We start from the raw sequence: 23161 nt of genomic DNA, 5'->3' as shown, positions 1-23161 counted from the left end.
CAACGTTTATCCGGCAGCCCCGCCATGAGCGAGCCGTGGTAACAGCGACCGTATTACTGCAGCGTGCGCGTCTGAATCGGTTCGGCGGGCGCGTGAGAAGGGGACGCGGATAGAGCGTTTCCTTCCAGGCCGGTTGCCACCACCGAGACGCGGAATTTGCCGTCGAGGCTGCGGTCGAAAATCGCGCCGACGACGATATCGGCGTCGTCCTGCACTTCGTCGCGAATGCGGCTTGCCGCTTCGTCCACTTCGAACAGGGTCATATCCGAGCCGCCGGAGATCGAGATCAGCACGCCTTTGGCGCCCTTCATCGAGATATCATCCAGAAGCGGGTTTGCGATTGCCGCTTCCGCCGCCTTCATCGCCCGGCTTTCGCCGGCGGCTTCACCGGTGCCCATCATGGCGCGGCCCATGCCCTGCATGACCGACTTCACGTCGGCGAAATCAAGATTGATCAGACCTTCCTTGACGATGAGATCGGTGATGCAGCCGACGCCGGCAAAGAGCACGCGGTCGGCCGTCATGAAGGCATCGGCGAAGGTGGTTTTCGCATCGGCGATGCGGAAGAGATTCTGATTGGGAATGACGATAACGGTATCGGCAGCCTGACGAAGCGCCTCGATGCCAGCCTCCGCCGTCCGCATGCGGCGATTTCCTTCGAACGTAAACGGCTTGGTGACGACGCCAACGGTCAGGATGCCGGCCGACCGTGCGGCACGTGCGATAACAGGGGCTGCGCCCGTGCCCGTTCCTCCGCCCATGCCGGCGGTGACGAAACACATGTGTGATCCTGCCAGGTGATCCATGATCTCGTCGAGCGATTCTTCTGCCGCCGCATGTCCGATTTCCGGCAGGGAACCGGCGCCGAGGCCCTCCGTCACATTGGCGCCGAGCTGGATGCGGCGCGATGCCTTGGAGGTGGCAAGAACCTGGGCATCGGTGTTGGCGGCGACGAATTCGACGCCTGCCAGTTTTTCCGCGATCATATTGTTGATCGCATTGCCGCCGCCGCCGCCGACGCCCACCACGGTGATTTGCGGCCGCAGCCCGGTAATGCCGCTCTTGGCGTCCGTCATCGTCTTCTCCTTCGATATCTCGTTTCCGCACGCCCTCGTCGCGGACAGCGAATCGGCGTTGAGCATAGTCGCGCAACAAGGCAGAGGCGAGGCGAAAGAAGCGCTGGCACCCTGAGCGGCACGAAGTTCTGGTCAGCTCTGCGTCGGCAAATTCGAAGCGGTGGGCAAGCGCATGGCGCTTCCTCTCGCAGCACGGCGTCAAACGTAGCCGCGCTGCTGATTTCGATCACAAGCGCCTACGGGGCGTGAACTAAAGCCGCGCCGCGGTGTTTAAGGCATGCGTCTTCTCTGAAAGGAACATCCCATGCAAAGACTCTTGCTATCCGGTCTTGCCCTTGCAGCATCGGCCACCACCGTCTTCGCCCAACAACCGCTCGCCCCACCCGCCGGCGAGCCACCCGCAGCGAACGAGCCTGCATCGCCACCCCCGCCTGCGCCTGATGATGAGAGGATGATGCGTCACGGGCCGGATGAGCAGTCCCGAGACCGCCCCGACTACCGGTGGCACGGCTCGAGAGGCGACATGGGCTTCCGTGGTTACCGCGATCATCGCCTGCCGCCGCTGTCCAAGGCGGCCCGTTTTCAGATCGAGGATGGAAATACCCGGATCGACCTGAAATGCGCTGAGGACGAACCGACGAAGGTTTGCGCCGATCTGTTGCTCCAGGTGATGGATCGCCTGCAGGGCCGGGATTGACTTCACGCAGCCGCGCTTGGCAAACGCGTTATGACCCATCCCTGCCCGCGTTCTTTTGAGAGGCGCGGGCCTCGCCAAAGCGCCGGCACTGTCCACGATCATTGCGACGCCAGTCCGATTTCGCTCAGGACTTCGACGGGCGGAAATCTCACGCAGTCTGCGGCATCGAGAGTCACCCGGAATTTCATCCGGTTCCGATTCGCCCAGTTGATCGCCGCCTGCGATTTTGCCTTCGGGATTTTGGTGGCGATCGTGCAATGCGGCACCCAATTGCGCGGCCGATAGTGCTCGTGACAGTGGACGGGATCGATTTCCCAGTGAAGCGCCGCATGCAGCTGGAAGAGCCGCTCGTCGTGGTTCGGCCGCGCCCATAAGACCAGGAATTCGTTCTCAAAGTAACCGATGCCTGAAAAACTTAACGTTACGGCAGGGGGGATGCGGAAAACACGCTCGGCTGCCTCTGCCAACCGGTCGACCGCAATCTCCTGATAAACGGCGAGGGTGATATGAGGCGGGTAGTTCAAAGCCCGCATCGAAGCCGTCTCTTCGAATGTTGCGGCTTCATCCCAGAGCTTGAAAACCGGCGAGGCGGTGTCGTTCAGACATTTGAGGCTGATCGCGTAAGGCATTAGCGCATATCCGGTCCCTTCCCGCAGACCATAAACCGACGGAACATTCGATGTCGAGCGGCAGCAAGGACTGATTGCGGCCGGTTCGCATTGCCATCGGGAGATGCGCGTGAGAGGCTCGAAGGGAGAGCATCAATCATGACAGGAACGGAATGGGAGAGATGAGATGATCGATCACATCACCATCGCTGTGAGTGACCTCGAGAAGAGCAAGGCATTCTACGAAAGCGCTCTCGAGCCCCTTGGCTATCGCCGATCCTTCGGTAAGGAGGGCGTGTTCTGGGCCTTCGATGTCGGCGGCAGCCTGTTCGAGATCCAGCGCACCGACGACAAGCCGCCGCTCACGCGTCTGCACGTCGCTTTCCGGGTGCGAGACAGGACGGAGGTCGCGGCCTTTTATCAGGCGGCCCTTCTGGCCGGAGCGCGGGATAACGGCGCGCCCGGTCCGAGACCGGAATACGCCGGAAACTATTATGCCTGCTTCGTCCTCGATCCCGATGGATACAATATCGAGGCAATGATCAACGAACCACGGGCGTAAGGACGTCAGCCTCATCAGATGTCGCCGTAGGGGTAGGTAGATATATCGAGTTCAAAAATGCCGTCGTTTCTTGGCTGGCGGGGAGCGGATTGCGAAGACGCCGTTCGGCGCGAGAATCGTCATCCATGCCACGGCCGTCGAGACCGGTGGCGCATTCGGCCTGTGGGAAACCTTCACGCCGCCGGGAGGTTACGCGCATGACGATCTGCTCGACGGCGTCGTCATCGTCGGCGCCAGTGCCATGCATGCGGAGATCAAGCAAGGGGCGGCGACGCTGTCGTTTTGAAGGGCCGGGCGAGCGCGAGAGCAGGCGCCTCTATTCTTGCGCTCGGCAATATACTTGTGAGATTGTACCGCTATACGTGCGATACTGCGTGATCAGGGCGGCGCGGAGGCTTCGATGATGCCCGTGAGGGTCAATGAGCGGCTATCGGTGGCGGGGCAGCCCGATCCAGCCGATTTTGCCGATTTCGCCAAGGAGGGCTTCGCCGCCGTCATCAACGCCAGGCCCGACGGCGAGGAGGCGGGCCAGCCAGGCAATGCTGCAGAAAAGATTTCCGCTGCCGCTGCCGGACTTTCCTACAGTTTCGTGCCGGTGAACGGCAATGAGATTACCGAGGCCGATATCCGCGCCTTTCAGGCGGCCATGGCTGAGGCGAAGGGACCGGTCTTCGCCCATTGCAAGAGCGGCACGAGGGCATTGACGCTCTATGCGCTGGGCGAGGTGCTCGACGGGCGGATGAAGCCGGCGGATGTCCAGACCTTCGGCGAAGGCCTCGGCTTCGATCTTGCCGGCGCACGCCGCTGGCTCGAAAAAGCGGCAAGCCGGCGGCTTCAGGTGAGGGCCTTTTTCGAGCCCCGCACCTGCAGCGTGCAATATGTCGTTTCAGATCCGGTGACGAAACGCTGTGCCATCATCGATCCGGTGCTCGATTTCGACGAGATGTCGGGCGCGACGGGAACGGTGAACGCCGATGCCATCCTTGCTTACATCGAGAGCGAACGGATGACGGTCGAGTGGATCCTCGACACGCATCCGCATGCCGATCACTTCTCCGCCGCCCATTATCTCAACGAAAGGACTGGCGCGCCGACGGCGATCGGCGTCCATGTCACCGATGTGCAGAGGCTTTGGAAGGAGATCTATAACTGGCCGGCGCTCGCGACCGACGGCTCGCAGTGGGACCGGCTGTTTGCCGACGGCGACACGTTTGAAATCGGCGGTCTTACTGCCCGTGTGATGTTTTCGCCCGGCCATACGCTGGCATCGGTGACCTATGTGGTCGGCGACGCCGCCTTCGTGCACGATACGATGTTCACGCCGGATTCGGGGACTGCGCGCGCGGATTTTCCGGGCGGCAGTGCGGCCGCCCTCTGGCACTCGATCCAGGCGATCCTGTCGCTGCCCGAGGAGACCCGCCTCTTTTCCGGCCATGATTATCAGCCGGGCGGTCGTCACCCGCGCTGGGAAAGCACGGTCGCAGCCCAAAAGCGCGCCAATCCGCATATTTCAGGCATGGACGAGGCCGGCTTCGTGGCGTTGCGTCAAGCGCGCGACCGTACGCTGCCCAAGCCGAAGCTGATGCTGCATGCGCTGCAGGTCAACATCCGCGGCGGCCGGCTGCCGGAACCAGAGGAGAACGGCCGCCGGTATTTGAAGATCCCGCTGGATGCCTTATGACGGAGGCGGCGAGGTGGCGACGGCCGTCATGAACTCGTTGGCCTTTTTCCCGGACTGGCTTATGATTTCCCGGAATGTATGCGTCCGGTCGAACGGAGTTTAGACATGCTCGAACGAAATCAGCTTCCTTTGCGTCCGGCAGCTCCCGGTTTCGCCGTCGCCTGGGTCACGGTCATTGCTGGCGCCAGCGTCGCTCTCAGCCTGTTTTTTGCCTGCGTCACGCCTTTCGTTGCCCTGGCGGCAGTCTCGGCGGTCGTTCTTCCCCGGAAGATGGCGATAATGGCGGTGCTGCTCGCCTGGCTTGCCAACCAGACGGTCGGATATCTCATACTCGACTATCCCCAGACCTTCGACAGCTTTGCCTGGGGGCTGACGATCGGTATCGCCGCATTTGCATCGCTTGTGGCATCACTCGGCGCGGTTCGCCGTAAGGACAGCCTTGCCGCCACCATGGCCGGCGCCTTTATTACCGGGTTCGTTGCGTATGAAGCCGTGCTCTTTGCAGCGACGGTAGTGCTTCCGTCCGGCGATGGCGCGTTTTCGGCAGCCGTCGTCGCCGAGGTCCTTTTGATCAATTCTCTCGCCGTGATCGGGCTGATCTGCCTGCACATCGGCGCAGCGGCGGGCCGCGCGCTCGTTGCAGCAGAGCCGGGACCGGCGCTGCCTTAGGCCTTTGCTCCACACATATCGTTTCAAAGCTGCCCGGTCACCTTCCGACACTATGCAGAATGCGCGAAGGCGGGTTGAGATAGCGGCCGGCAACGGCTATCTCGTTCAGACCCGCAAGCGGATTCTCCGCCAAACCACAAGGCGCATAGCTTCGATGAGCCCCGATTTCCTCGTTACCCATTCCGGTGGTTTCCATGCCGACGAGCTGCTGTCGAGCGTCATTCTGACGCGGCTTTTCCCGCAGGCGCGTCTGATCCGCAGCCGGGCGCCGGAATGGATCACACCAGCCCCGGACCGGATCATCTATGATGTCGGAGGAGCCTATGATCCTGCCGCCGGCATATTCGATCATCATCAGCGCGGCGCGCCGCTGCGCGACGATGGCCAGCCCTACAGCTCGTTCGGCCTGATCTGGAAACATTATGGCCGCGAATATCTCGCAGCTGCCGGTCTTCCCGATCATCATGTCGAGGCCCTGCACACGGCTTTCGACACCGGTTTCGTGCTGCCGATCGACCTGACCGACAATGGCGCGCTCAGCCCCTCGGGGCCTTTGGCTGGCCTGACGCTGCCGGCGCTGCTCGAGACCCTGAAACCGGTATTCGATGCGGAGGAACCCGAGGCTGACGATCGTGCCTTCCATGCGGCGCTGGCCATTGCCCGCAGTTTCATCGATGCCGGGATCGCCCAGAGGGCCGCAAAACTGCGGGCCGAGGCGATCGTGTATCGGGCGATCCAGGCTGCTGGGCAGGGGCGCATTCTGGAATTGCCGCGAGGGATGCCCTTCCGTCCCGCGATCGTCAAGGCCGGCGCCGATCACCTGCTGTTCGTCGTCCACCCGCGCGAAAAGGATTGGTGCGTGACCGGCATTCGCCGTGGCGACGACGGGTTCGAGCTCCGGGCCGATCTGCCGGCAGCCTGGGCCGGCCTTACCAATAGTGAGTTGGAGGCGGTCTGCGGCGTCGAGGGCGCGAGCTTCTGCCATAACGGCCGCTTCATCGCTGCCGCCAAAACCCGCGACGCGGCGCTTGCCATGGCCGAATTGGCGGTGCAAGAGGCGCTTTCGATCGGAGTATAAGTTGGATGGCGCGGCGCCATTCTCCAGCAGATCACCGTATGCCGGCCGGGTTTCGGATCCGGTATTGGTGTCGGGGCCGCAGGCTATCGGTTTGCGCCCAGGTGGCAGCAATCGTGGAAGCGATTGACTTGCATCCGCAAAGGACTAACTTTAATCCATGGCAACCACCACCACCGCGCGAATGATGGCCGAGGGTGAGAGTGGCTGGCGACCTTGAGGAGGATGGGGTTTGCCGTGGATTACCGTGTTATTCTGCTGATCGCCGCATCCGTCATTGCCCTTTTCCCTTTCGACGCTGGAGCGCAGGAGGGGGATGCGACGGCCGGCGCCATCGTTTTCAAGAAATGTGCCACCTGTCATGTCGCCGAGTCCGATACGAACAAGGTGGGGCCGTCACTGAACAAGCTGTTCGGCCGAAAGGCCGGAACGCATCCTGATTTTGCTTATTCTGCGGCGATGAAGGCGGCCGGCGAGGGTGGTCTCGTCTGGGACGAGGCGACGTTGCGCGACTATCTGCACAATCCGAAAGCCAAGGTGAAGGGCACCAAGATGGCCTTCGCAGGAGTGAAGGATGACCAGGAGATCACCAATCTCATCGCCTATCTCAAACAATATTCCCAATGACAGGCAATACTCCAAATGACGGCTTGCCGGCAGCGGCGCATGCCTAAATCGCCGTAATTGCCGACATTTTCTATTTGTGCGATAATAAACTCGACGCGTTTGGAGTGCGGTTTCACGGTCGGTCGGTCCAGGAGGGGCGGAAATGGCTGTTGTGCTGGTTCTCGTCTTGGTTGTCGTTGGCTCCGTGCTGTTCCATGTGCTGAGCCCATGGTGGTGGACGCCGATCGCGTCCAACTGGAGCTATATCGACAACACGCTCGTCATCACCTTCTGGATCACCGGCATCGTCTTCGTGGCAGTGGTTTCCTTCATGGCCTATTGCGTCTTCCGCTTCCGCCACAGACCGGGCAATCGAGCGCATTATGAACCTGAAAATCGCAGGCTGGAATTGCTTCTGGCCTCGGGAACGGCGGTTGGCGTTGCGGCAATGCTGGCGCCCGGCCTGATCGTCTGGAACCAGTTCATCACAGTACCCGCCGATGCCGCATCGGTCGAAGTAGTCAGTCAGCAGTGGCTGTGGAGCTTCCGCCTGCCGGGTGCGGACGGAAAGCTCGGCCGTGCCGAGACGCGTGACGTCACTTCCGACAATCCGCTGGGCCTCGACAAAAATGATGCAAACGGCCTCGATGACATCATCGTCGAAGGCGGCGAGCTTCATCTGCCGATCGGCAAGCCCGTGCACATATTGCTGCGCTCCGTCGATGTGCTCCATGATTTCTACGTGCCGGAGTTCCGCGCGAAGATGGATATGATCCCAGGCATGGTCACCTATTTCTGGCTGACACCGACGCGCACGGGCACGTTCGAGATCCTCTGTGCGGAACTTTGCGGCGTCGGTCATCCGCAGATGCGCGGCACCGTTATTGTCGACAGCGACGCGGACTATCAGACCTGGCTCGGGCAGCAGCAGACATTCACCCAGCTGACGGCGTCATCGGGAGAGCCGCCGCCGGCGAACTGAACTGGCCGGAAGACGGCCGGAGGCCGCAGGGCCGGTTTAACCAACCGGCGGGTATAGGAGGAGATATCATGGTCGAGATTCCGTCTGGCAGCGCAGGTGTCATCCCGACCGCCGAAGTCGAGGATGTCGAGCTTTATCATCCGCACAGCTGGTGGACCAAATATGTGTTCAGCCAGGACGCCAAGATCATTGCCGTCCAATATTCGCTGACCGCCATCTCGATCGGCCTGGTGGCGCTGGTGCTCTCCTGGCTAATGCGCATTCAGCTCGCCTTTCCCGGCTATTTCGCCTTCATCGATGCCGATCACTATTATCAGTTTATCACCATGCACGGCATGATCATGGTGATCTATCTGCTCACCGCGCTCTTCCTCGGCGGCTTCGGCAATTACCTCATTCCGCTGATGGTCGGCGCCCGCGACATGGTGTTTCCCTATGCAAACATGCTGAGCTACTGGATCTATCTGCTTGCGGTGCTGATCCTCGTCGCCGGCTTTTTCGCGCCCGGCGGCCCGACAGGGGCCGGCTGGACGCTTTATCCGCCGCAATCCGTTTTGTCAGGCACACCAGGCGGCAAGGACTGGGGTATCCTGCTGATGCTCACCTCGCTTATCGTCTTCATCATCGGCTTCACCATGGGCGGCCTGAACTATGTGGTGACAGTGCTGCAGGGCCGCGCCCGCGGCATGACGCTGATGCGGATGCCGCTCACCGTCTGGGGCATCTTCACCGCGACCGTCATGGCACTCTTGGCCTTTCCGGCCCTTTTCGTCGCCTGTGTCATGATGCTGCTCGACCGCGTGCTCGGCACCAGCTTTTTCATGCCCGCGATCGTCGAGATGGGCACGCAGCTGCAGCATGGTGGCGGCAGCCCGATCCTGTTCCAGCATCTGTTCTGGTTCTTCGGGCATCCGGAGGTCTATATCGTCGCGCTGCCGGCCTTCGGCATCGTCTCGGATCTGATCAGCACGCACGCGCGTAAGAACATCTTCGGCTACCGGATGATGGTCTGGGCGATCGTCATCATCGGGGGCTTGAGTTTCGTCGTCTGGGCGCACCACATGTATGTCAGCGGCATGCACCCGGCCTTCGGCTTCTTCTTCGCCACCACGACGCTGATCATCGCCATCCCGACGGCCATCAAAGTCTACAACTGGGTGCTGACGCTGTGGCGCGGCGATATCCATCTGACGCTGCCGATGCTCTTTGCGCTCGCCTTCATCGTCACCTTCGTCAATGGCGGCCTAACCGGCCTCTTCCTCGGCAATGTCGTCGTCGACGTGCCGCTGTCGGATACGATGTTCGTCGTCGCGCATTTTCACATGGTCATGGGGGTTGCGCCGATCCTTGTTATCTTCGGGGCGATCTATCACTGGTATCCGAAGGTGACGGGACGCCTGCTGGACGAGACACTCGGCCATATCCACTTCTGGATCACCTTCCTCGGCACCTATGCGATCTTCTTTCCGATGCATTATCTCGGTCTGCTCGGTGTGCCGCGCCGGTACTTCGAGATGGGAGAAACGGCCTTCGTGCCACCGTCGGCCCACACGCTGAATATCTTCATCACCGTCATGGCGCTCGTGGTCGGGGCCGGGCAGATGGTCTTCCTGTTCAATCTGGTCTGGAGCCTTTTCCGGGGCAGGGAGGCAGGCGGCAATCCTTGGCGGGCGACGACGCTCGAATGGCAGACGCCGCAGACGCCGCCCCCACACGGTAACTGGGGCAGGGATCTGCCCGTCGTCTACCGCTGGGCCTATGATTATAGCGTGCCCGGCGCGGCCGAAGATTTCATTCCGCAGAATGTGCCGGCAAGCGACGGCGTGACGCGAGAGGTCCCGGCATGAGCGTCGTGCTGATCTTCCTCGCCGCCATCGCCGCCATCATGATCTGGTGGCTGGCCGGGCAGCGGCTGACCTCGAAGCCCTGGCTGGAAACCGGCTCGGTGCAGCTGCCGGACCATCATGGTGTAGACCGGGCGCCCGTGCCTGCGGTGAAAATCGGCCTCTTCGTGTTTCTCGGCGTCGTCGGCGCCGTCTTCAGCCTTGCCGTCAGCGCCTATTTCATGCGCGCGGCATCGGCGGACTGGTGGGGGATGCCGGTTCCGCGGCTGCTCTGGGTGAACACCGCGGCACTGGCCTTGAGCAGCGCCGCGCTGCAATGGGCCAAACGTGAAGCACAGCATGGTCGTATGGAAAGCCTGCGGCCGGCGCTTGCGACAGGACTTGCTCTTGCCGTCTTCTTTCTCGCCGGGCAGATCCAGGCATGGCGGGAACTGACGGCGGCCGGCTACGTACTGGCCGACAATCCCGCCAACAGCTTCTTCTATATGCTCACCGGCCTGCACGGGCTGCATATTTTGGGCGGGCTTGCCGTCCTCGCGCATACGACGGTCAAGGCGTTCGCAGCCGATGTCGCGCCGGAGAGACTGCGGCTCAGCGTCGACCTTTCGGCCATCTATTCGCATTTCATGCTCGCCGTCTGGCTTTTGCTCTTCGCGCTCTTTGCCGGCTGGGCGAATGATTTCGTCGATCTCTGCCGCACGTTGATAAGCTAGGGGATTTGCAGATGGCACACTCTGTCCAGACACACGGCGAGGCAGACCTCAGGCCCGCGGGCCTTCGCGGAGTCGCGGCCGATTTCAGCTCGGACCAGCGCGCCTTCAAGACCGCCTCCTGGGGCAAGGCGATGATGTGGATTTTTCTGCTCAGCGACACCTTCGTCTTCGGCTGTTTCCTGATCGCCTATATGACTGCCCGCATGTCGACGCCCGTCGCCTGGCCCAATCCGAGCGAGGTCTTCGCGCTGCATATCGGCGGCCAGGATGTGCCGCTGATCCTGATCGCGATCATGACCTTCGTGCTGATCTCCAGCAGCGGCACCATGGCGATGGCGGTCAATTTCGGCTATCGGCGTGACCGCCGGGTGACCGCGATACTGATGCTGCTGACGGCACTTCTTGGCGCAACCTTCGTCAGCATGCAGGCTTTCGAATGGACGAAGCTGATCACCGAAGGCGTGCGCCCCTGGGAGAACCCGTGGGGGGCAGCCCAGTTCGGATCGACCTTCTTCATGATCACCGGCTTCCACGGCACCCACGTCACGATCGGCGTCATCTTCCTGCTCATCATCGCCCGAAAGGTCTGGCGGGGCGATTTCGACGTGGAACGGCGCGGTTTTTTTACCAGCCGGAAAGGCCGCTACGAAGCCGTCGAGATCATGGGCCTCTACTGGCACTTCGTCGACCTGGTCTGGGTCTTCATCTTCGCGTTTTTCTATCTGTGGTGAGGTCGTCATGAGCGAGACAACGGCGCATGCCCAAACCCAAACGGTGCATGCACAAGCACACACTGGACAGCAGCATCCGATCCGGCTCTATCTCTTCGTCTGGGGCTTGCTCTTCGTGCTCAGCGCCTTTTCCTACCTTGTCGATTATTTCGGCATTCAGGGTTATCTCAGATGGACGCTGATCCTTCTGTTCATGATGCTGAAGGCCGGGCTGATCGTCGCGGTCTTCATGCATATGGCCTGGGAGCGGCTGGCACTCGTCTACGCCATCCTGATGCCGCCGGTGCTGGTGCTGGTCTTCGTGGCACTGATGGTATCGGAATCGCAATATACGATCGTTACGCGGCTCGCCTTTTTCGGAGCAGCCCCTTAAATATTCATCGGGGGGCCGAGCGCGACGCCTGAGATGACTGCCGCAGGCCCAGTCTGAACTCCTCTGAACTTTCTTATCGAGCGGGCCAACACCTCGACGGGAGACGCCTTATGGCTGAGATCTTGCTGTTTCATCACGCACAAGGGTTGACCCCTGGAGTGCGTGCCTTCGCAGACGACATCAGGGCGGCGGGCCACATCGTTCACACGCCCGATCTGTTTGACGGACGCACGTTCGATCGCATCGAGGAGGGTCTCGCCTATGTCGGCGAGATCGGATTCGACGCCATCAGGGAACACGGCGTCCGGCTCGCCGACGAACTGCCTCCCGAACTGGTCTATGCCGGCTTCTCATTTGGGGTGCTGCCAGCGCAGAAGCTGGCACAGACGCGGCCTGGAGCCTGCGGGGCTCTGCTTTTCCATTCCTGCCTGCCGATCAGCGGCGAGTGGGCCTTCGGACCCTGGCCGGAGGGCGTCCCGGTCCAGATCCACGGCATGGACAACGATCCGATCTTCGTCGGCGAGGGTGACATCGATGCCGCTCGCGAGATTGTAGCGAAGGTCGCGGACGCGGAGCTTTTCCTCTATCCCGGCGACCAGCACTACTTCGCAGACAGATCGCTTCCGGCATATGACGCGGATGCGACCGCGCTGCTCACTGCCCGCGTGCTTGCGTTTCTGGAGCGCGTCTGATCCGGCGTTCATGGCTCGCTCGAACCCCGCGGCCGCCAATCCAAAAATTCCCACATAAAATATGTCCTAAAACATGATGGAGGTCGCGCCGGGCGGTGGACTCGGTGATGATGGCGCCGTTCGTCATTCCGATCTTGGAGTCCCATGATCTTCATTCCGCTTCCCTTCGTCGTCGCTCTCCTGCTGCTCATCCTCTTCGCCACTGTTCTCAGGCGCGATGAGGAGGTGGCGCCGAACCTGCCTTTTCTGGCACTGATCCTGGTTTCGGCGCTGCAATCCGCGCTTTCCGGCCTGCGTTGGGGCTATGGCGTGCAGGGGGTGGGGCTGGTTGCGCCCGTGATTGCAGCAGTGGTGCCGCCGCTTGCCTATGCCGGGGTTTCCAGGCTGGTGAGGACGAGCCGGCGGTCGCTTGCTGCGCGGCTCGGGCTGCATGCCGTGCCCGCTATCCTCATCCTGCTGCTGGTAACCTTCTGGCGGGACGCGATCGACGTGGCGCTGGTGCTCGTCTTCGTCGGCTACGCCGTGACGATCCTGCTATTGATGCGCCCGGGGGCGGACGCGTTGCGGCTCGCGCCCTTCGAAGGCGCCGTGCCGGCCTATCGGGCAATCATCTTCACGGCAGCCGCGCTTTGTCTCTCGGCCGCTGTCGATACTTTCGTCTTCCTCGATTTCATCTCGGCGCATAGCGAGCGGGCGCTGGCGCTGATCAGCGTGGGAAATCTCGCCGCCCTCGTTATCCTCGGCATTGCTGCGGCAGCCGCCAGCCGCAGCCGGGTGCCGCCGGAAATAACAGAGGTGGCGCCGAGGTCTGATACCAGCGAGGACAAGGAGACGATCGCGATGGTCGACGCGCTGATGGAGGCAAAAAAGCTCTATCGCGACGCCAATCTCAATCTCGACCGGCTCGCCCGCAAGGCCGGAATCCCCGCCCGCCAGATCTCGGCGGCGATCAACCGGACGATGGACAAGAACGTCTCGCAATATGTCAACGACTACAGGATCGGCGAGGCCTGCCGCCTGCTTTCCGCCACCGAAAAATCGGTAACCGAGGTGATGTTCGAGGTCGGCTTCCAGACGAAGTCGAATTTCAATCGGGAGTTCCGGCGCGTGACCGATATGACGCCGGTGACTTGGCGGCAGAGGAAGAGGTGAGGTGCGGGGCCACCCGGCCTTGCTCTTCTGTAGGACTCGCCATCGATTGTTGTGGCGGGCGTGCCGTGGGACACCCCCCTCTGCCCTACCGGGCATCTCCCCCACAAGGGGAAATTGGCTGGGCGAGATAGCTTCCTCAAACAACTAAAGCCCCAAAAATAACGAAAGCATTGTAATTGTCGATGCCGTTTGAGAGGGACCGATGGTCAAGCTCTTGCCGATCTCCACCCTTGTGGGGGAGATGCCCGGCAGGGCAGAGGGGGGTGCCACACGGCAATACAGTTGTTGGGTGAGGCGCGCATGCGCAGTCACGGCCGCCAATAGTGCGGCCACCACGTACTCAATCGCGATCGAGGCATGCCTGAAACATGTTCCAGGTCGCGGTTTTTTCGCCGGCGGCCATTCTGTCGGCATGAACACGACATCGGAACATGAACGACACCTTGCCGCCAGGCTCAGATCGCTGTCGGTCGAGCCCACGGTCTTCGAGATTGAGCCGCCGGAGCGGAGAGCCCGGCGGCGGGGAGTATCGGCGATACTGGCCCTTGCGGGGGTGGTGTCGCTGGCGGTGGCTCTTCTTTATCGGCCGGATGCGCTGGAGCGGATCGCTACCCTTGCAAAGTTTATGGGCGGTGACGCAGTTCTATCGGCTGGTGGAGCGGCGTTGCCAATCACGGCTTTGCCTGAGAACGCGGCGATTGACGACGCCACGCCAACTCCGGGCATCGTCGCACCGAACCGGGGTACGCCAAGCCGCGAGATCACGGGCTCCGGTTATGTCGTGGCGCCCGACATCGCCACCGTTTTTTCCAAATATGAGGGGCGGATCGTCGCCATCGAGGTGGAGGCGGGCGATCCGGTCGTGGCAGGCCAAGTGCTCGTTCGGCTTGATGATGCCGGTGGACGTTTCGCGCTCCGAGGCGCTTATATAGCGGGGCGGGCGGCGGAGCTGGCGCTGGAGGCTGGGAATATTGCGCTCGTCCAGGCGCGGTCCTCGCTGGATCGTGCAGAGCGGCTGGCTGGGCGCGACGCTATGTCGGCCGAGGCGCTGGAGGCGGCGCGCACCGCCTTCGATACGGCCGGGAATGCCGCGGCACAGGCAAGGCAGGATCTCGAAAAAGCGAAGCTCGATATCGACAGGGCGCGCGAGCAGATGGAGGCGCTGACCGTGCGGGCGCCAATTTCCGGCACCGTGACGCGGCTTGATGCGCATGTCGGCGACACCGTGCTGTCTCGCGCGGATAGCGTGCGGGAGAACGAAAGCCTGCTTGCCATCACCGATACCGCAAGTCTGGTCATCGATGCCGATGTGGCCGAAGCCAATATGGCGCTGCTGCGTCCGGGTCTCAAAGGAGAGGCGGTGCTCGACGGATTCCCCGATAAACCATTCACGGTCGAAGTGGCGAAAATTGCGCCGGTCATTTCCAAGGAGAAGGGCACGGTGACATTGCGCCTGTCGCCCTCTTCGCCGCCACCGGGCATGCGGCCTGCAATGGCGGCGCGCATTCGGCTGGTGGTGGGCGAGGAGGCTCATCACCCGGCCTCGTCCCTCAAGGCTCCGGCCGCTGGCCTGCATATCTCAGGATGAGGGCTGATCGGATCGCGCCGATGGCTGCCCCTCACCCTAACCCTCTCCCCGTTCTGACGGGGAGAGGGGACGTGCCTCGCGTAGTGTGAATTGGGCACGGAGAGGTCACGGCATGTCCCCTTCTCGCCGCTCGCGGGGGGAAGGTGGCGGCAGCCGGATGAGGGGCGCTGCGGGCCGCACCTTTCTCCAGCCTCATCCCGAGGTGCTCGCAGGCCTCGAAGGACGGGGCTGGCCACGGGGGTTCGGCGGATGCAGATGCCTACGTGGGTGAAAAGAACTGTGCCGGGCGCGGCAGGTCTCTTCTCCATTTTTGGCGCCGCGACTCCGATGAATAAACAACCAAGGAGCAGAACCATGACCGACACCGCAGAACCCTATATCGCCCTTGCTGGCGTCAGGAAGTCCTTCAGGACCGGAGCGGAGACAATTCCGATCTTTTCCGGGCTCGATCTCTCCATTCCGCGCGGCGATTTCGTTGCTGTCATGGGACCCTCTGGCTCCGGGAAATCGACATTGCTCAACATGCTCGGTGGTATCGACAGCCCGGATGACGGTGAAATCAGAGTCGGCCGCAGCCGTCTCGAGCAGATGGGCGAAGGAGCAAGGGCGGTCTGGCGGGCACATGCCATGGGCATCGTCTTCCAGTTTTACAATCTGTTGCCGCCGCTGAATGCGGCGGAGAATATCGAGTTGCCGCTGCTGTTGAAGCCGCTCGGCCGCAAGGAGCGGCGGGCTCGCGTCGATACGGTCATGGATCTCGTCGGACTTGCGGGCCGCCAGCGGCAGTTTCCGTCGAGCATGTCGGGCGGGCAGCAGCAGCGCGTCGGCATTGCCCGCGCCATCGTCACCGATCCCGATCTTATTCTTTGCGACGAGCCGACCGGCGATCTCGATCGCAAATCGGCCGATGATATCCTGGAGATACTGAGCTTTCTCAATCGCGAGCTTCAGAAGACCATCATCATGGTCACGCATGATCCCGAGGCCGCTTCCTTTGCCCGGCGCACGCTGCGTCTCAACAAGGGTGAATTCGTCAGCGAGGAAAGGGCGGGCCGATGACCTTCTTCCAGCTCATGCGGCGCAATATCTGGCGCAAGCGGCTGCGCGCCATTTTGCTGATGTTTTCAGTCGGCATCGCCTTCCTGATCTACGGGCTCGCGGCGAGCTTCGTCAGCGGCAGCCAAGGCGCGGCCGGCGCCAGGGACAATCTGCTCGGCGTCTTCAACAAATCGAGCCGCGGGCTGCCGCTGCCGCTTGCTTATCTCAACCGGATCGCGGCCGACGGCGATGTCGCCGCAGTCGCCTATACCGCACGTATGCGGGGCTTCGTCGAGGTCCAAAAGAATGTGGTTGCCGTCAGTGCCGTCGATCCACAGGCGATCGCCGCGGCCAACGGCGACGAGCTCAAACTGACGCCGAAGTTGATCGCGGCATTGGAAGAGGCCGGTGATCGGGTGCTGGTCGGCAGGGCACTGGCGGAAGCCGAGGGCTGGTCGATCGGCCAGCGCATCGGTTTTACCGGGCAGCTTGCCAGGGCTGACGGCAGCCGCAATTGGAGCTTCACGATCGCGGGTATTTTTGAGGGGGCGGATGCCAGCACCGATACGTATTTCATGCTCACCCGCTACGACGCCCTCAATGCGGCTCGTGCGCGCGACAAGGATACGGTTGACGCTTTCGTGGTACGTCCGCGCCCGGGCGTGTCACCAAGTGTGCTGGCAGCGCGGATCGATGCTCTATTCGCCAATTCGGCGGCGCAGACGAGGACGCAGTCGGAAAAGCAGTTCCTTGAAGCGTTTCTCCGGCAATTCGCTGATATCAGCCTGATCGTGAGCCTCGTCGTGGGAGCGGCCTTCGTCACCATCCTCATGATCGCGGTCAACACTATGCTCTTTGCGGTGAGGGAGCGGCGTTTCGAGATCGGCGTCTTGAAGGTACTCGGCTTTTCCAGTCCGCGGATTCTCGCGCTCATTCTTGGCGAGACACTGTTTATCTTTCTTGTCGGCGGCGCAGGCGGACTTGTGCTCGCCAAGCTTGCGACTTTTTCCATCGGACCGGAGTTCGGCCTCGTCTTCGGCACGAGCGTGCTTGCGAAATCTCTCGCCATTATAGCGGGGCTCGGCCTGCTGACCGGACTGCTGCCTGCGGTGATCGCCGTGCGCCTGCCCATCGTCAACGCCTTCAGAGCGAGATAACCCAATGTCATCAACACTCAAGCAGACCTTTCTCATGATCAGAGTAAACCTTGGCAGCCTGCCGCGGCGGCTCTGGATCTCGTTGTCGATGGTACTGTCGGTCGCCCTCGTCGTGGCGGTGCTCTCAGGTTTCCTGGCGATGGCGCGCGGCTTCGAGGCCGCGCTCGCCGGCGCCGGCTCGCCTGCTATTGCCGTTATTCTCGGCGGCGGCACCAACCAGGAGACTGGTTCGGAGGTGCCGGCCGAGGCAATCCGCAGCCTTGCGGCCATGAGCGGCGATGGCGGGATTGCGCGCGATGGCGCGGGCGGGCCGGCATTGTCGCGTGAAACCGTCGTTCCCGTCGATGTCAGGCAAGGGGAAGGCGTCGAGCAGACGTTGTCGCTCAGAGGCATGGATCCGGCAGGCCCCGGCTTGCGTGAACGCGCGCGGCTTTCGCGTGGGCGGCTGTTTTCGCAAGGCGCGCGCGAGATCGTCGTCGGCGCCCGCATCGCCGACACCTTTCCCGGCTTTGCGGTCGGCGAGACGATCCGGTTCGGCGCACTCGACTGGAGGATCGTCGGGCATTTCACTTCGGGCGGCAGCGCCTTTGAATCCGAGATCTGGGCGGATCTGGAGGTGGTGCAATCGGCTTTCGACCGACAGGGGCAAGTGCAGAGCCTGCGTGTGCGGCTCGACGGCGGAGGCAATCCCGCAAGAGCACTGGCGGCATTGCGTGATCGCCTTTCGGGCTTGCCCGGCGCGCCGCTCGTAATCGTTTCCGAGGCTGATCTCTACGCCGGCCAGGCCGAGCGCACCGAAAGCCTGATCCGCCTGTTCGGCTGGCCGATCGCGCTGCTGATGGCGATTGGTGCGGCGGCGGGCGCCTTGAATACGATGATGAGTTCGGTTTCCGACCGCAGCGTCGAAATCGCGACGCTGCGCCTCCTCGGCTTTGCCCGCCTGCCGGCCTTCGCCGCTACCTGGGTGGAGGCGGTGCTCCTGTCGGTGGCCGGCACCGGCCTCGGTGTCTTCGCCTCCAAGCTCGCTTTCGACGGTTGGCAGGCAAGCACCATGGGCGCCAACAATACCAGGATGGCCTTTCAGCTCGACGTCACTCCGGACGTGGTCTTCACCGCCGGCCTGCTGGGCCTTGCCATTGGCATACTCGGCGGCGCCCTGCCGGCGATTGCCGCCGCGCGGCTGCCGCTGACTTCGGCTTTGCAGGCGAGGGGGAAATGGCGCTGAGATGATCACCCGCCCCATGATTCGAGACGGCCCCTCGGGTCTTCTCACCATGTGGCTGATCGGCATGCGTGGCGCTGTAGCTTGAGCGCAAGCGAGAGCAGAATCACTGCGGTGCAGCCTGAAGGAGAGATATCTGCCGCCCCGCCGTTCTCCGATTTATTCGCCTTCAAGTCGCTGGTTTTTCGATTCTAGTTGCAGCTTTTCAGCGCGTTATCGGACCCGGCGCCATTGCCTGTGGAGTAAAGCCCGTAAACCGGTCCGCTGCCGCATTGATAACATCTTCTCGCCTTCTTGCCGTGGACGGTTGCCCCCGCCGCAGGCGATCGGCCGATCCCGGCCGGTCTCAGTGGTGACATAGCGATCCGACGAACAGGGCAACATTGGCGATATGACAATCTACTATGTGAACTCAGCGACTGGCTCCGACCGCAACGATGGGACGAACCAGAACTCGGCTTTTGCGACTTTGTCCAAAGTGGAATCCCTAGCACTGAAACCAGGCGACAGTGTGCTGCTCGCCAAGGGGAGCGTGTTCAACGAACAATTCGATATCAAATATTCGGGCAGCGAGAGCGCGCCGATCAAGATCGGCAGTTACGGGACGGGGGCGGCACCCGTCATCCATAGTGGCGGTGATGGCATTCATAGCCTTTATGCGTCGAACATTGTTATCGAGAACCTCAAGATAACAAATAGCGGTGGTTCTGCCATCTCTGGCGGCAGTGTTTCGAACTGGACGGTTCGCCATGTGGAAGTCGACAAGGCGGGATTGTCGCGCGAAGTAGGTTCCGTGAATTTCCGCAATAGCAAGGACATCACGATCGAGAACAGCAAGATCTCGGCCGGGAAGGGCGACGGCTTCTGGATCGAAAAGGTCGAGGGCGTCAAACTTCTCAACAATACCGTGACGAACAGCCACGGCGCCAGGGCCGATGCCGTCCAGGTGAACGACAGCAGCGACATCGTGATCCGGGGCAATCATCTCGACCAGACGCATGCCGATAGCCCTAAAGGCGTCATTGTGCTCATCAGGCCGGTGAACGCGGTGGTCGAGGACAATACTCTGAGCGGCGGCGGCTTCGGCATCAGCGCGCAAGCGGGCAAGAACGTCGCCATCCACGACAATGACATATCGGGATTTCACGGTTACGACTGGTCCTTCGCCATCGGTCTCGGTGATCAGGGCAACACGCGGGATTATGATATATCGGGAAATCACATTCATGACGGCGCATGGGGCGTGGTCATTACCGATCCTGCCGACAGCCCCAGCTATGTCCGCGCGAATATCAAAGTCCACGACAATGTCTTCGACGGCCTCACGCAGGCGGCGCTGAAGGTCGACAGGCCGGCGTCCGGCTCCTTTTACAACAATTCGGTCGAGAGCGGCGTAGAGGCGACCAGCATATCGCCGGCTATCGCCGACGCACGCACCTTTTCCATCAGCAACAACCACACGGTCACCAATGTCGAGACGGCGCTGGCGAGTTCTGATGCCAAGGCTGCCACAATGACGGATGCGAACGTGGATCCGGCGGTCGTCGCCGTCCACGACAATTTGAAGATCATCACCGATACCGGCGATGCGCACCACGGTAATCTCCTCAAGAACGACAGCTCGGACAACGGGACCCTGGCGCTCCGCCGCTTCGGTGACGAAAGCGTCGGCAAGCACGGTCTAACGCTGACCGGCGAATACGGCGTCATCCACGTGGACCGGGAAGGCAATTATGCCTATACACTTGATGAGACGAAGCTCCCCGATCATGGCGGACACGTGAGCGAATCCTTCAGCTACGGGATCAATGACGGGACCTCGCATCACAGCGACGGGGATACGCTGACCGTCTTCGTCCATCTCGATGGCTTGCTGAGCTGAGTTAGGTGGCGGGCTGATCGCCCGCCCTCGTCCTTCGACGCTTCGCGCCCGACCTTAAGGTGCCCATAAGCCTCGAAGGACGAGGGCGGCGGTTCGAATGAGGGTTGACCGTACGCGTAACCTCGCCCCGACCCTCCGTGACAGCATGGCACGTTACCGTTCATTCACCTTTTAGTCGCTGTTCTCTAGATTATTTTCTCGAAGGTTGTATTCTCGCAGGCGCAGCCTCCGCAAGGCGCCTCTCTGGAGCAAGGCAGGCCAATGCCTGTCGACGCCGTAACGGCAATCGAAGGTCGTGTTTGATATGGCCTTCAGTCCCTACCGCATCCGATCCACTCGTTGCAGCCGAGCCAGACGGTTGCGCGACAATGCGAGAACAAGGCGATATGACAATCTATTATGTGAATTCAGCGACGGGCTCCAACGCCAATGCCGGAACCAGCGAGGACACGCCTTTTGCATCATTCTGGGCGGTGGAAAACCTAAAGCTACAGCCGGGCGACAGCGTGCTGCTCGCGGCCGGCACCGTATATAACGACCAGCTCGACCTGAAATATTCCGGCACCGTCGATGCCCCGATCACCATCGGCAGCTACGGGGTCGGCGACGCGCCTGTCATTCATAGCCCCAATGATGCAATTCATAGTCTCTATACGTCGAACATCGTCATCGAAAATATCAAGATCTCGGATACCGGCGGCGCAGCCATCTATGGTGGTTATGTCTCAAATTGGACCGTTCGTAATGTCGAGGTCGATCATACCGGATTGTCCAAATCCGGTTCCATCACCTTCCGGACCGGCTCCAACATCACCATTGAAAACAGTACGATCAACGACGTCAACGGCGACGGCATCTGGATTGAGAAGATCAACGGCGTCACTCTCCTCAACAACACCGTCACCAACGCCCACGGCACTGCGGCGGATGCCGTCCAGCTAAACGACAGCAGCAACATCGTCATCACCGGCAATTATCTCGATCAGACGGGTGCGGTGACGCCGAAGGGAGTACTGACGCTCATCCGGCCTGTGGACGCGGTGATCGAGGGGAACACCATCCTCGGCGGCGGCTTCGGGATCAGCGCGCAAGCCGGCACGGATATTGCCATCCATGACAACGATATATCCGGCTATGGCGGCTACAGCTGGTCTTACGCCATCGGTCTCGGCGACACGGGCGATACACGCAACTACGATATATCAGGCAACTATATCCATGACGGCGTCTGGGGCGTGTCGGTCAGCTCCGCCGGCACGACGACCTATGTTCGCGAGGGCATCGATATCTACGGCAACCTCTTCGATGACCTGACCCAGGCGGCATTGAAGGTCGATCGGCCGGCATCCGGATCCTTCCATGACAATTTCATCGCGAGCGATGTCACGCCATACAGCATCTCCCCCTCGATCATCGCTGCAGGCACCTTTCCCGTCAGCGATAACACGATCATCGAAGAAGGTCCTACCACGCTTGCAAGCGCCGACAGTCTCGCCGCCGCCGATGCGAGCATCAGCCTCGTATCGGACACCGGGCTCACATCCCACAACGACCTGAAACTTGCTGCCGACAAGATTGCAGCGGATAAGGTCGGCGCCCGCCACGACAATCCCATCTGGGAAAACGGTGTATCGGATGAAACGCTGCTGCTCCGTCACTTCGGCAGGGCGGCTGCCGAAAAGCACGGGTTGACACTTGGCAACGGCGATCACGGCGTCACCATCGAAGCCGCTGATCTTGCCGGCCCGGAGAACGGCAGCGAAATTTCACACCATGAGATCACGCCTCAGCCGTTGCATCATTCAGAAGCTGACCCGCTGATCGTCTCTATGCTTCAACACGGCGTGCTGCACTGAGGATAGCCGGGCGCATCGCCGCTGCGGCGAGAAGCCGTGGCGGCATCAGAGGTCGTCGAGCAGCGTTCGGGGAAAGGGCTCTCCTGTCGCTCGCCGCCATCGGCTCAGGAAGAGAGGCCGATCGTAATCGTGGCGGAAAGCACGCCGCCATCAAATTTTTCAAAATCGAAGATGTGATCGGTGGCGTCCTGCGGAATGAGGCCGTCGTCGTCGTTGCGCGTATCGCGGCGGGGGCGTCCACGATAGTCGGGATGCTCACCATAGATGATGTCGCTCAGGGCATCATCGAAATAGACCTGGCTGACGAGAAGCTCCTTGCCGTCCACGAGGATGCGGCAATGAACATGCGGCGTGCGGCCACTATACCATCCGGGATAGGCGGTCAGAAACCTTGCCTGCCCGGCCTTGTCAGTCAGCTGGCGGCCGCGAAAGGCGAGCCCGCTTATCGCCTTGGCATCACCAAGTGTACACATCTTCGCAGCCTCTCGGCCGGAATAGATGCCACGGTGATCGGTATGCCAGATTTCGATGTCGGCATTTTCAACCGGCCGGCAATCAGCTGCATGGACGATACGCAGGGCCAGCCGCAACGGCAGTCCGGCTTCTCCTTCCGAGATGTCCTGGCGGGCCGGGACGTCGTTGACATGGCAGGGACCAAGGGTCTGGGCGATGGTCACGACGCAATTCGGGCGAGTGCGGAACAGCGGCGCGGGCAGCTTTTCCAAGGCGACAGACTTGGTGCCGCCGCTCAGAAAATCAGTGCCCTTCCAGTCGAATGTCCTGGCTGCCGCCATGACATGCCGCCGCGGCCAGTTTGCCGTCGCAACAACCGACGATGCGGCAATCGCGGCGCCGCCAAGTACAAGAGTCCGCCTCTTCATATGTCCTCCTTTGTCTCAAGATCTGGCGTGTAAGGGGGATAGGCCGGGACTGCCAGTTAAATCCCGGCAATGATCG

Annotated in this window: 22 protein-coding genes and 2 pseudogenes; 21 read left to right on the top strand and 3 right to left on the bottom strand. The window is 61.5% G+C overall.

Annotated elements, in window-relative coordinates; genetic code table 11:
- Nucleotides 1-53: 53 nt before the first annotated feature.
- Nucleotides 54-1076 (bottom strand): cell division protein FtsZ, encoded by a 1023-nt coding sequence (ftsZ, locus tag Tal182_RS14205; RefSeq protein ID WP_011425876.1) that lies wholly within the window; start codon nucleotides 1074-1076, stop codon nucleotides 54-56.
- Between the two features lie 304 nt (nucleotides 1077-1380).
- Between ftsZ and Tal182_RS14200 the strand changes: the two genes are divergently transcribed.
- Entirely contained in the window at nucleotides 1381-1773 is a 393-nt protein-coding gene (locus Tal182_RS14200; protein ID WP_085859826.1) for a hypothetical protein, read from the top strand.
- A gap of 98 nt (nucleotides 1774-1871) precedes the next feature.
- On the opposite strand, the gene Tal182_RS14195 is transcribed toward Tal182_RS14200, so the two are convergent.
- Nucleotides 1872-2402 (bottom strand): 2'-5' RNA ligase family protein, encoded by a 531-nt coding sequence (locus Tal182_RS14195; RefSeq protein ID WP_064803431.1) that lies wholly within the window; start codon nucleotides 2400-2402, stop codon nucleotides 1872-1874.
- A gap of 166 nt (nucleotides 2403-2568) precedes the next feature.
- On the opposite strand from Tal182_RS14195, the gene Tal182_RS14190 reads away from it, so the two are divergent.
- The 20 genes and pseudogenes from Tal182_RS14190 (at nucleotide 2569) to Tal182_RS14090 (ending at nucleotide 22204) form a co-directional block, all read left to right on the top strand.
- Nucleotides 2569-2943: a VOC family protein gene (locus Tal182_RS14190; RefSeq protein WP_085859825.1), complete on the top strand. Its 375-nt coding sequence runs from the start codon at nucleotides 2569-2571 to the stop codon at nucleotides 2941-2943.
- 44 nt (nucleotides 2944-2987) lie between these two features.
- Nucleotides 2988-3130: pseudogene (locus tag Tal182_RS14185) on the top strand (cupin domain-containing protein); the annotation flags it as partial.
- Nucleotides 3131-3229, top strand: a pseudogene (locus Tal182_RS14180) (peroxiredoxin); the annotation flags it as partial.
- A 114-nt stretch (nucleotides 3230-3343) separates the two neighbouring features.
- Nucleotides 3344-4624 (top strand): bifunctional sulfur transferase/dioxygenase Blh, encoded by a 1281-nt coding sequence (blh, locus tag Tal182_RS14175; RefSeq protein ID WP_085859824.1) that lies wholly within the window; start codon nucleotides 3344-3346, stop codon nucleotides 4622-4624.
- 105 nt (nucleotides 4625-4729) lie between these two features.
- On the top strand, nucleotides 4730-5293 hold the full coding sequence (locus Tal182_RS14170) for a hypothetical protein (RefSeq protein ID WP_085859823.1): 564 nt from the start codon (nucleotides 4730-4732) through the stop codon (nucleotides 5291-5293).
- A gap of 154 nt (nucleotides 5294-5447) precedes the next feature.
- The gene (locus Tal182_RS14165) at nucleotides 5448-6371 is read left to right on the top strand and encodes an MYG1 family protein (protein ID WP_085860941.1); all 924 of its coding nucleotides are present in this window, start codon (nucleotides 5448-5450) and stop codon (nucleotides 6369-6371) included.
- Between the two features lie 234 nt (nucleotides 6372-6605).
- A complete protein-coding gene (locus Tal182_RS14160) occupies nucleotides 6606-6995 on the top strand; it encodes a cytochrome c family protein (protein WP_170965900.1) in 390 nt (129 codons plus the stop codon).
- 142 nt (nucleotides 6996-7137) lie between these two features.
- Complete coding sequence (locus Tal182_RS14155) at nucleotides 7138-7956, top strand: cytochrome c oxidase subunit II (protein ID WP_064803420.1); 819 nt, start codon at nucleotides 7138-7140, stop codon at nucleotides 7954-7956.
- Between the two features lie 68 nt (nucleotides 7957-8024).
- Nucleotides 8025-9803, top strand: a complete 1779-nt coding sequence (gene ctaD / locus Tal182_RS14150) for a cytochrome c oxidase subunit I (RefSeq protein ID WP_085859821.1) — start codon at nucleotides 8025-8027, stop codon at nucleotides 9801-9803.
- On the top strand, nucleotides 9800-10513 hold the full coding sequence (locus Tal182_RS14145) for a cytochrome c oxidase subunit 3 (protein WP_085859820.1): 714 nt from the start codon (nucleotides 9800-9802) through the stop codon (nucleotides 10511-10513). The genes ctaD and Tal182_RS14145 overlap by 4 nt, the downstream gene beginning before the upstream one ends.
- Before the next feature lie 11 nt (nucleotides 10514-10524).
- Nucleotides 10525-11244 (top strand): heme-copper oxidase subunit III family protein, encoded by a 720-nt coding sequence (locus tag Tal182_RS14140; protein ID WP_064810664.1) that lies wholly within the window; start codon nucleotides 10525-10527, stop codon nucleotides 11242-11244.
- Nucleotides 11245-11251: 7 nt separating this feature from the next.
- A complete protein-coding gene (locus Tal182_RS14135; protein WP_064803412.1) occupies nucleotides 11252-11617 on the top strand; it encodes a cytochrome C oxidase subunit IV family protein in 366 nt (121 codons plus the stop codon).
- A 110-nt stretch (nucleotides 11618-11727) separates the two neighbouring features.
- Nucleotides 11728-12309 carry a dienelactone hydrolase family protein gene (locus tag Tal182_RS14130; RefSeq protein ID WP_085859819.1) on the top strand — a complete coding sequence of 194 codons (582 nt, stop codon included), beginning with the start codon at nucleotides 11728-11730 and terminating at the stop codon, nucleotides 12307-12309.
- Between the two features lie 144 nt (nucleotides 12310-12453).
- Nucleotides 12454-13461: an AraC family transcriptional regulator gene (locus tag Tal182_RS14125; protein ID WP_085859818.1), complete on the top strand. Its 1008-nt coding sequence runs from the start codon at nucleotides 12454-12456 to the stop codon at nucleotides 13459-13461.
- A gap of 412 nt (nucleotides 13462-13873) precedes the next feature.
- On the top strand, nucleotides 13874-15049 hold the full coding sequence (locus tag Tal182_RS14115) for an efflux RND transporter periplasmic adaptor subunit (RefSeq protein ID WP_245344771.1): 1176 nt from the start codon (nucleotides 13874-13876) through the stop codon (nucleotides 15047-15049).
- A 354-nt stretch (nucleotides 15050-15403) separates the two neighbouring features.
- Nucleotides 15404-16108: an ABC transporter ATP-binding protein gene (locus Tal182_RS14110; RefSeq protein ID WP_085859817.1), complete on the top strand. Its 705-nt coding sequence runs from the start codon at nucleotides 15404-15406 to the stop codon at nucleotides 16106-16108.
- Entirely contained in the window at nucleotides 16105-17244 is a 1140-nt protein-coding gene (locus Tal182_RS14105) for an FtsX-like permease family protein (protein ID WP_085859816.1), read from the top strand. The genes Tal182_RS14110 and Tal182_RS14105 overlap by 4 nt, the downstream gene beginning before the upstream one ends.
- A 4-nt stretch (nucleotides 17245-17248) precedes the next feature.
- Entirely contained in the window at nucleotides 17249-18469 is a 1221-nt protein-coding gene (locus Tal182_RS14100) for an ABC transporter permease (protein WP_085859815.1), read from the top strand.
- Nucleotides 18470-18857: 388 nt separating this feature from the next.
- Nucleotides 18858-20348: a right-handed parallel beta-helix repeat-containing protein gene (locus tag Tal182_RS14095; RefSeq protein ID WP_085859814.1), complete on the top strand. Its 1491-nt coding sequence runs from the start codon at nucleotides 18858-18860 to the stop codon at nucleotides 20346-20348.
- Between the two features lie 386 nt (nucleotides 20349-20734).
- Nucleotides 20735-22204 (top strand): right-handed parallel beta-helix repeat-containing protein, encoded by a 1470-nt coding sequence (locus Tal182_RS14090; RefSeq protein WP_170965901.1) that lies wholly within the window; start codon nucleotides 20735-20737, stop codon nucleotides 22202-22204.
- A gap of 104 nt (nucleotides 22205-22308) precedes the next feature.
- Here Tal182_RS14090 and Tal182_RS14085 read toward each other — a convergent pair whose 3' ends face one another.
- Nucleotides 22309-23085 (bottom strand): protocatechuate 3,4-dioxygenase, encoded by a 777-nt coding sequence (locus Tal182_RS14085; RefSeq protein WP_085859812.1) that lies wholly within the window; start codon nucleotides 23083-23085, stop codon nucleotides 22309-22311.
- Nucleotides 23086-23161 lie beyond the last annotated feature (76 nt).

This window comes from Rhizobium sp. TAL182 (genome assembly GCF_002117725.1).
GTDB classification, from domain to species: domain Bacteria; phylum Pseudomonadota; class Alphaproteobacteria; order Rhizobiales; family Rhizobiaceae; genus Rhizobium; species Rhizobium esperanzae.
The sequence above is the reverse complement of the archived record's forward strand: the minus strand, read 5'-3'. Positions and strand labels throughout refer to the sequence as shown.

Coding starts and splice junctions, on each gene's coding strand:
- Tal182_RS14145 (WP_085859820.1), top strand. CDS start 9,800: ATGAGCGTCGTGCTGATCTTCCTCGCCGCCATCGCCGCCATCATGATC.
- Tal182_RS14110 (WP_085859817.1), top strand. CDS start 15,404: ATGACCGACACCGCAGAACCCTATATCGCCCTTGCTGGCGTCAGGAAG.
- Tal182_RS14170 (WP_085859823.1), top strand. CDS start 4,730: ATGCTCGAACGAAATCAGCTTCCTTTGCGTCCGGCAGCTCCCGGTTTC.
- Tal182_RS14200 (WP_085859826.1), top strand. CDS start 1,381: ATGCAAAGACTCTTGCTATCCGGTCTTGCCCTTGCAGCATCGGCCACC.
- Tal182_RS14155 (WP_064803420.1), top strand. CDS start 7,138: ATGGCTGTTGTGCTGGTTCTCGTCTTGGTTGTCGTTGGCTCCGTGCTG.
- ctaD (WP_085859821.1), top strand. CDS start 8,025: ATGGTCGAGATTCCGTCTGGCAGCGCAGGTGTCATCCCGACCGCCGAA.
- Tal182_RS14125 (WP_085859818.1), top strand. CDS start 12,454: ATGATCTTCATTCCGCTTCCCTTCGTCGTCGCTCTCCTGCTGCTCATC.
- Tal182_RS14115 (WP_245344771.1), top strand. CDS start 13,874: ATGAACACGACATCGGAACATGAACGACACCTTGCCGCCAGGCTCAGA.
- blh (WP_085859824.1), top strand. CDS start 3,344: ATGATGCCCGTGAGGGTCAATGAGCGGCTATCGGTGGCGGGGCAGCCC.
- Tal182_RS14195 (WP_064803431.1), bottom strand. CDS start 2,402: ATGCCTTACGCGATCAGCCTCAAATGTCTGAACGACACCGCCTCGCCG.
- Tal182_RS14190 (WP_085859825.1), top strand. CDS start 2,569: ATGATCGATCACATCACCATCGCTGTGAGTGACCTCGAGAAGAGCAAG.
- Tal182_RS14085 (WP_085859812.1), bottom strand. CDS start 23,085: ATGAAGAGGCGGACTCTTGTACTTGGCGGCGCCGCGATTGCCGCATCG.
- ftsZ (WP_011425876.1), bottom strand. CDS start 1,076: ATGACGGACGCCAAGAGCGGCATTACCGGGCTGCGGCCGCAAATCACC.
- Tal182_RS14095 (WP_085859814.1), top strand. CDS start 18,858: ATGACAATCTACTATGTGAACTCAGCGACTGGCTCCGACCGCAACGAT.
- Tal182_RS14135 (WP_064803412.1), top strand. CDS start 11,252: ATGAGCGAGACAACGGCGCATGCCCAAACCCAAACGGTGCATGCACAA.
- Tal182_RS14090 (WP_170965901.1), top strand. CDS start 20,735: ATGACAATCTATTATGTGAATTCAGCGACGGGCTCCAACGCCAATGCC.
- Tal182_RS14105 (WP_085859816.1), top strand. CDS start 16,105: ATGACCTTCTTCCAGCTCATGCGGCGCAATATCTGGCGCAAGCGGCTG.
- Tal182_RS14165 (WP_085860941.1), top strand. CDS start 5,448: ATGAGCCCCGATTTCCTCGTTACCCATTCCGGTGGTTTCCATGCCGAC.
- Tal182_RS14100 (WP_085859815.1), top strand. CDS start 17,249: ATGTCATCAACACTCAAGCAGACCTTTCTCATGATCAGAGTAAACCTT.
- Tal182_RS14130 (WP_085859819.1), top strand. CDS start 11,728: ATGGCTGAGATCTTGCTGTTTCATCACGCACAAGGGTTGACCCCTGGA.
- Tal182_RS14140 (WP_064810664.1), top strand. CDS start 10,525: ATGGCACACTCTGTCCAGACACACGGCGAGGCAGACCTCAGGCCCGCG.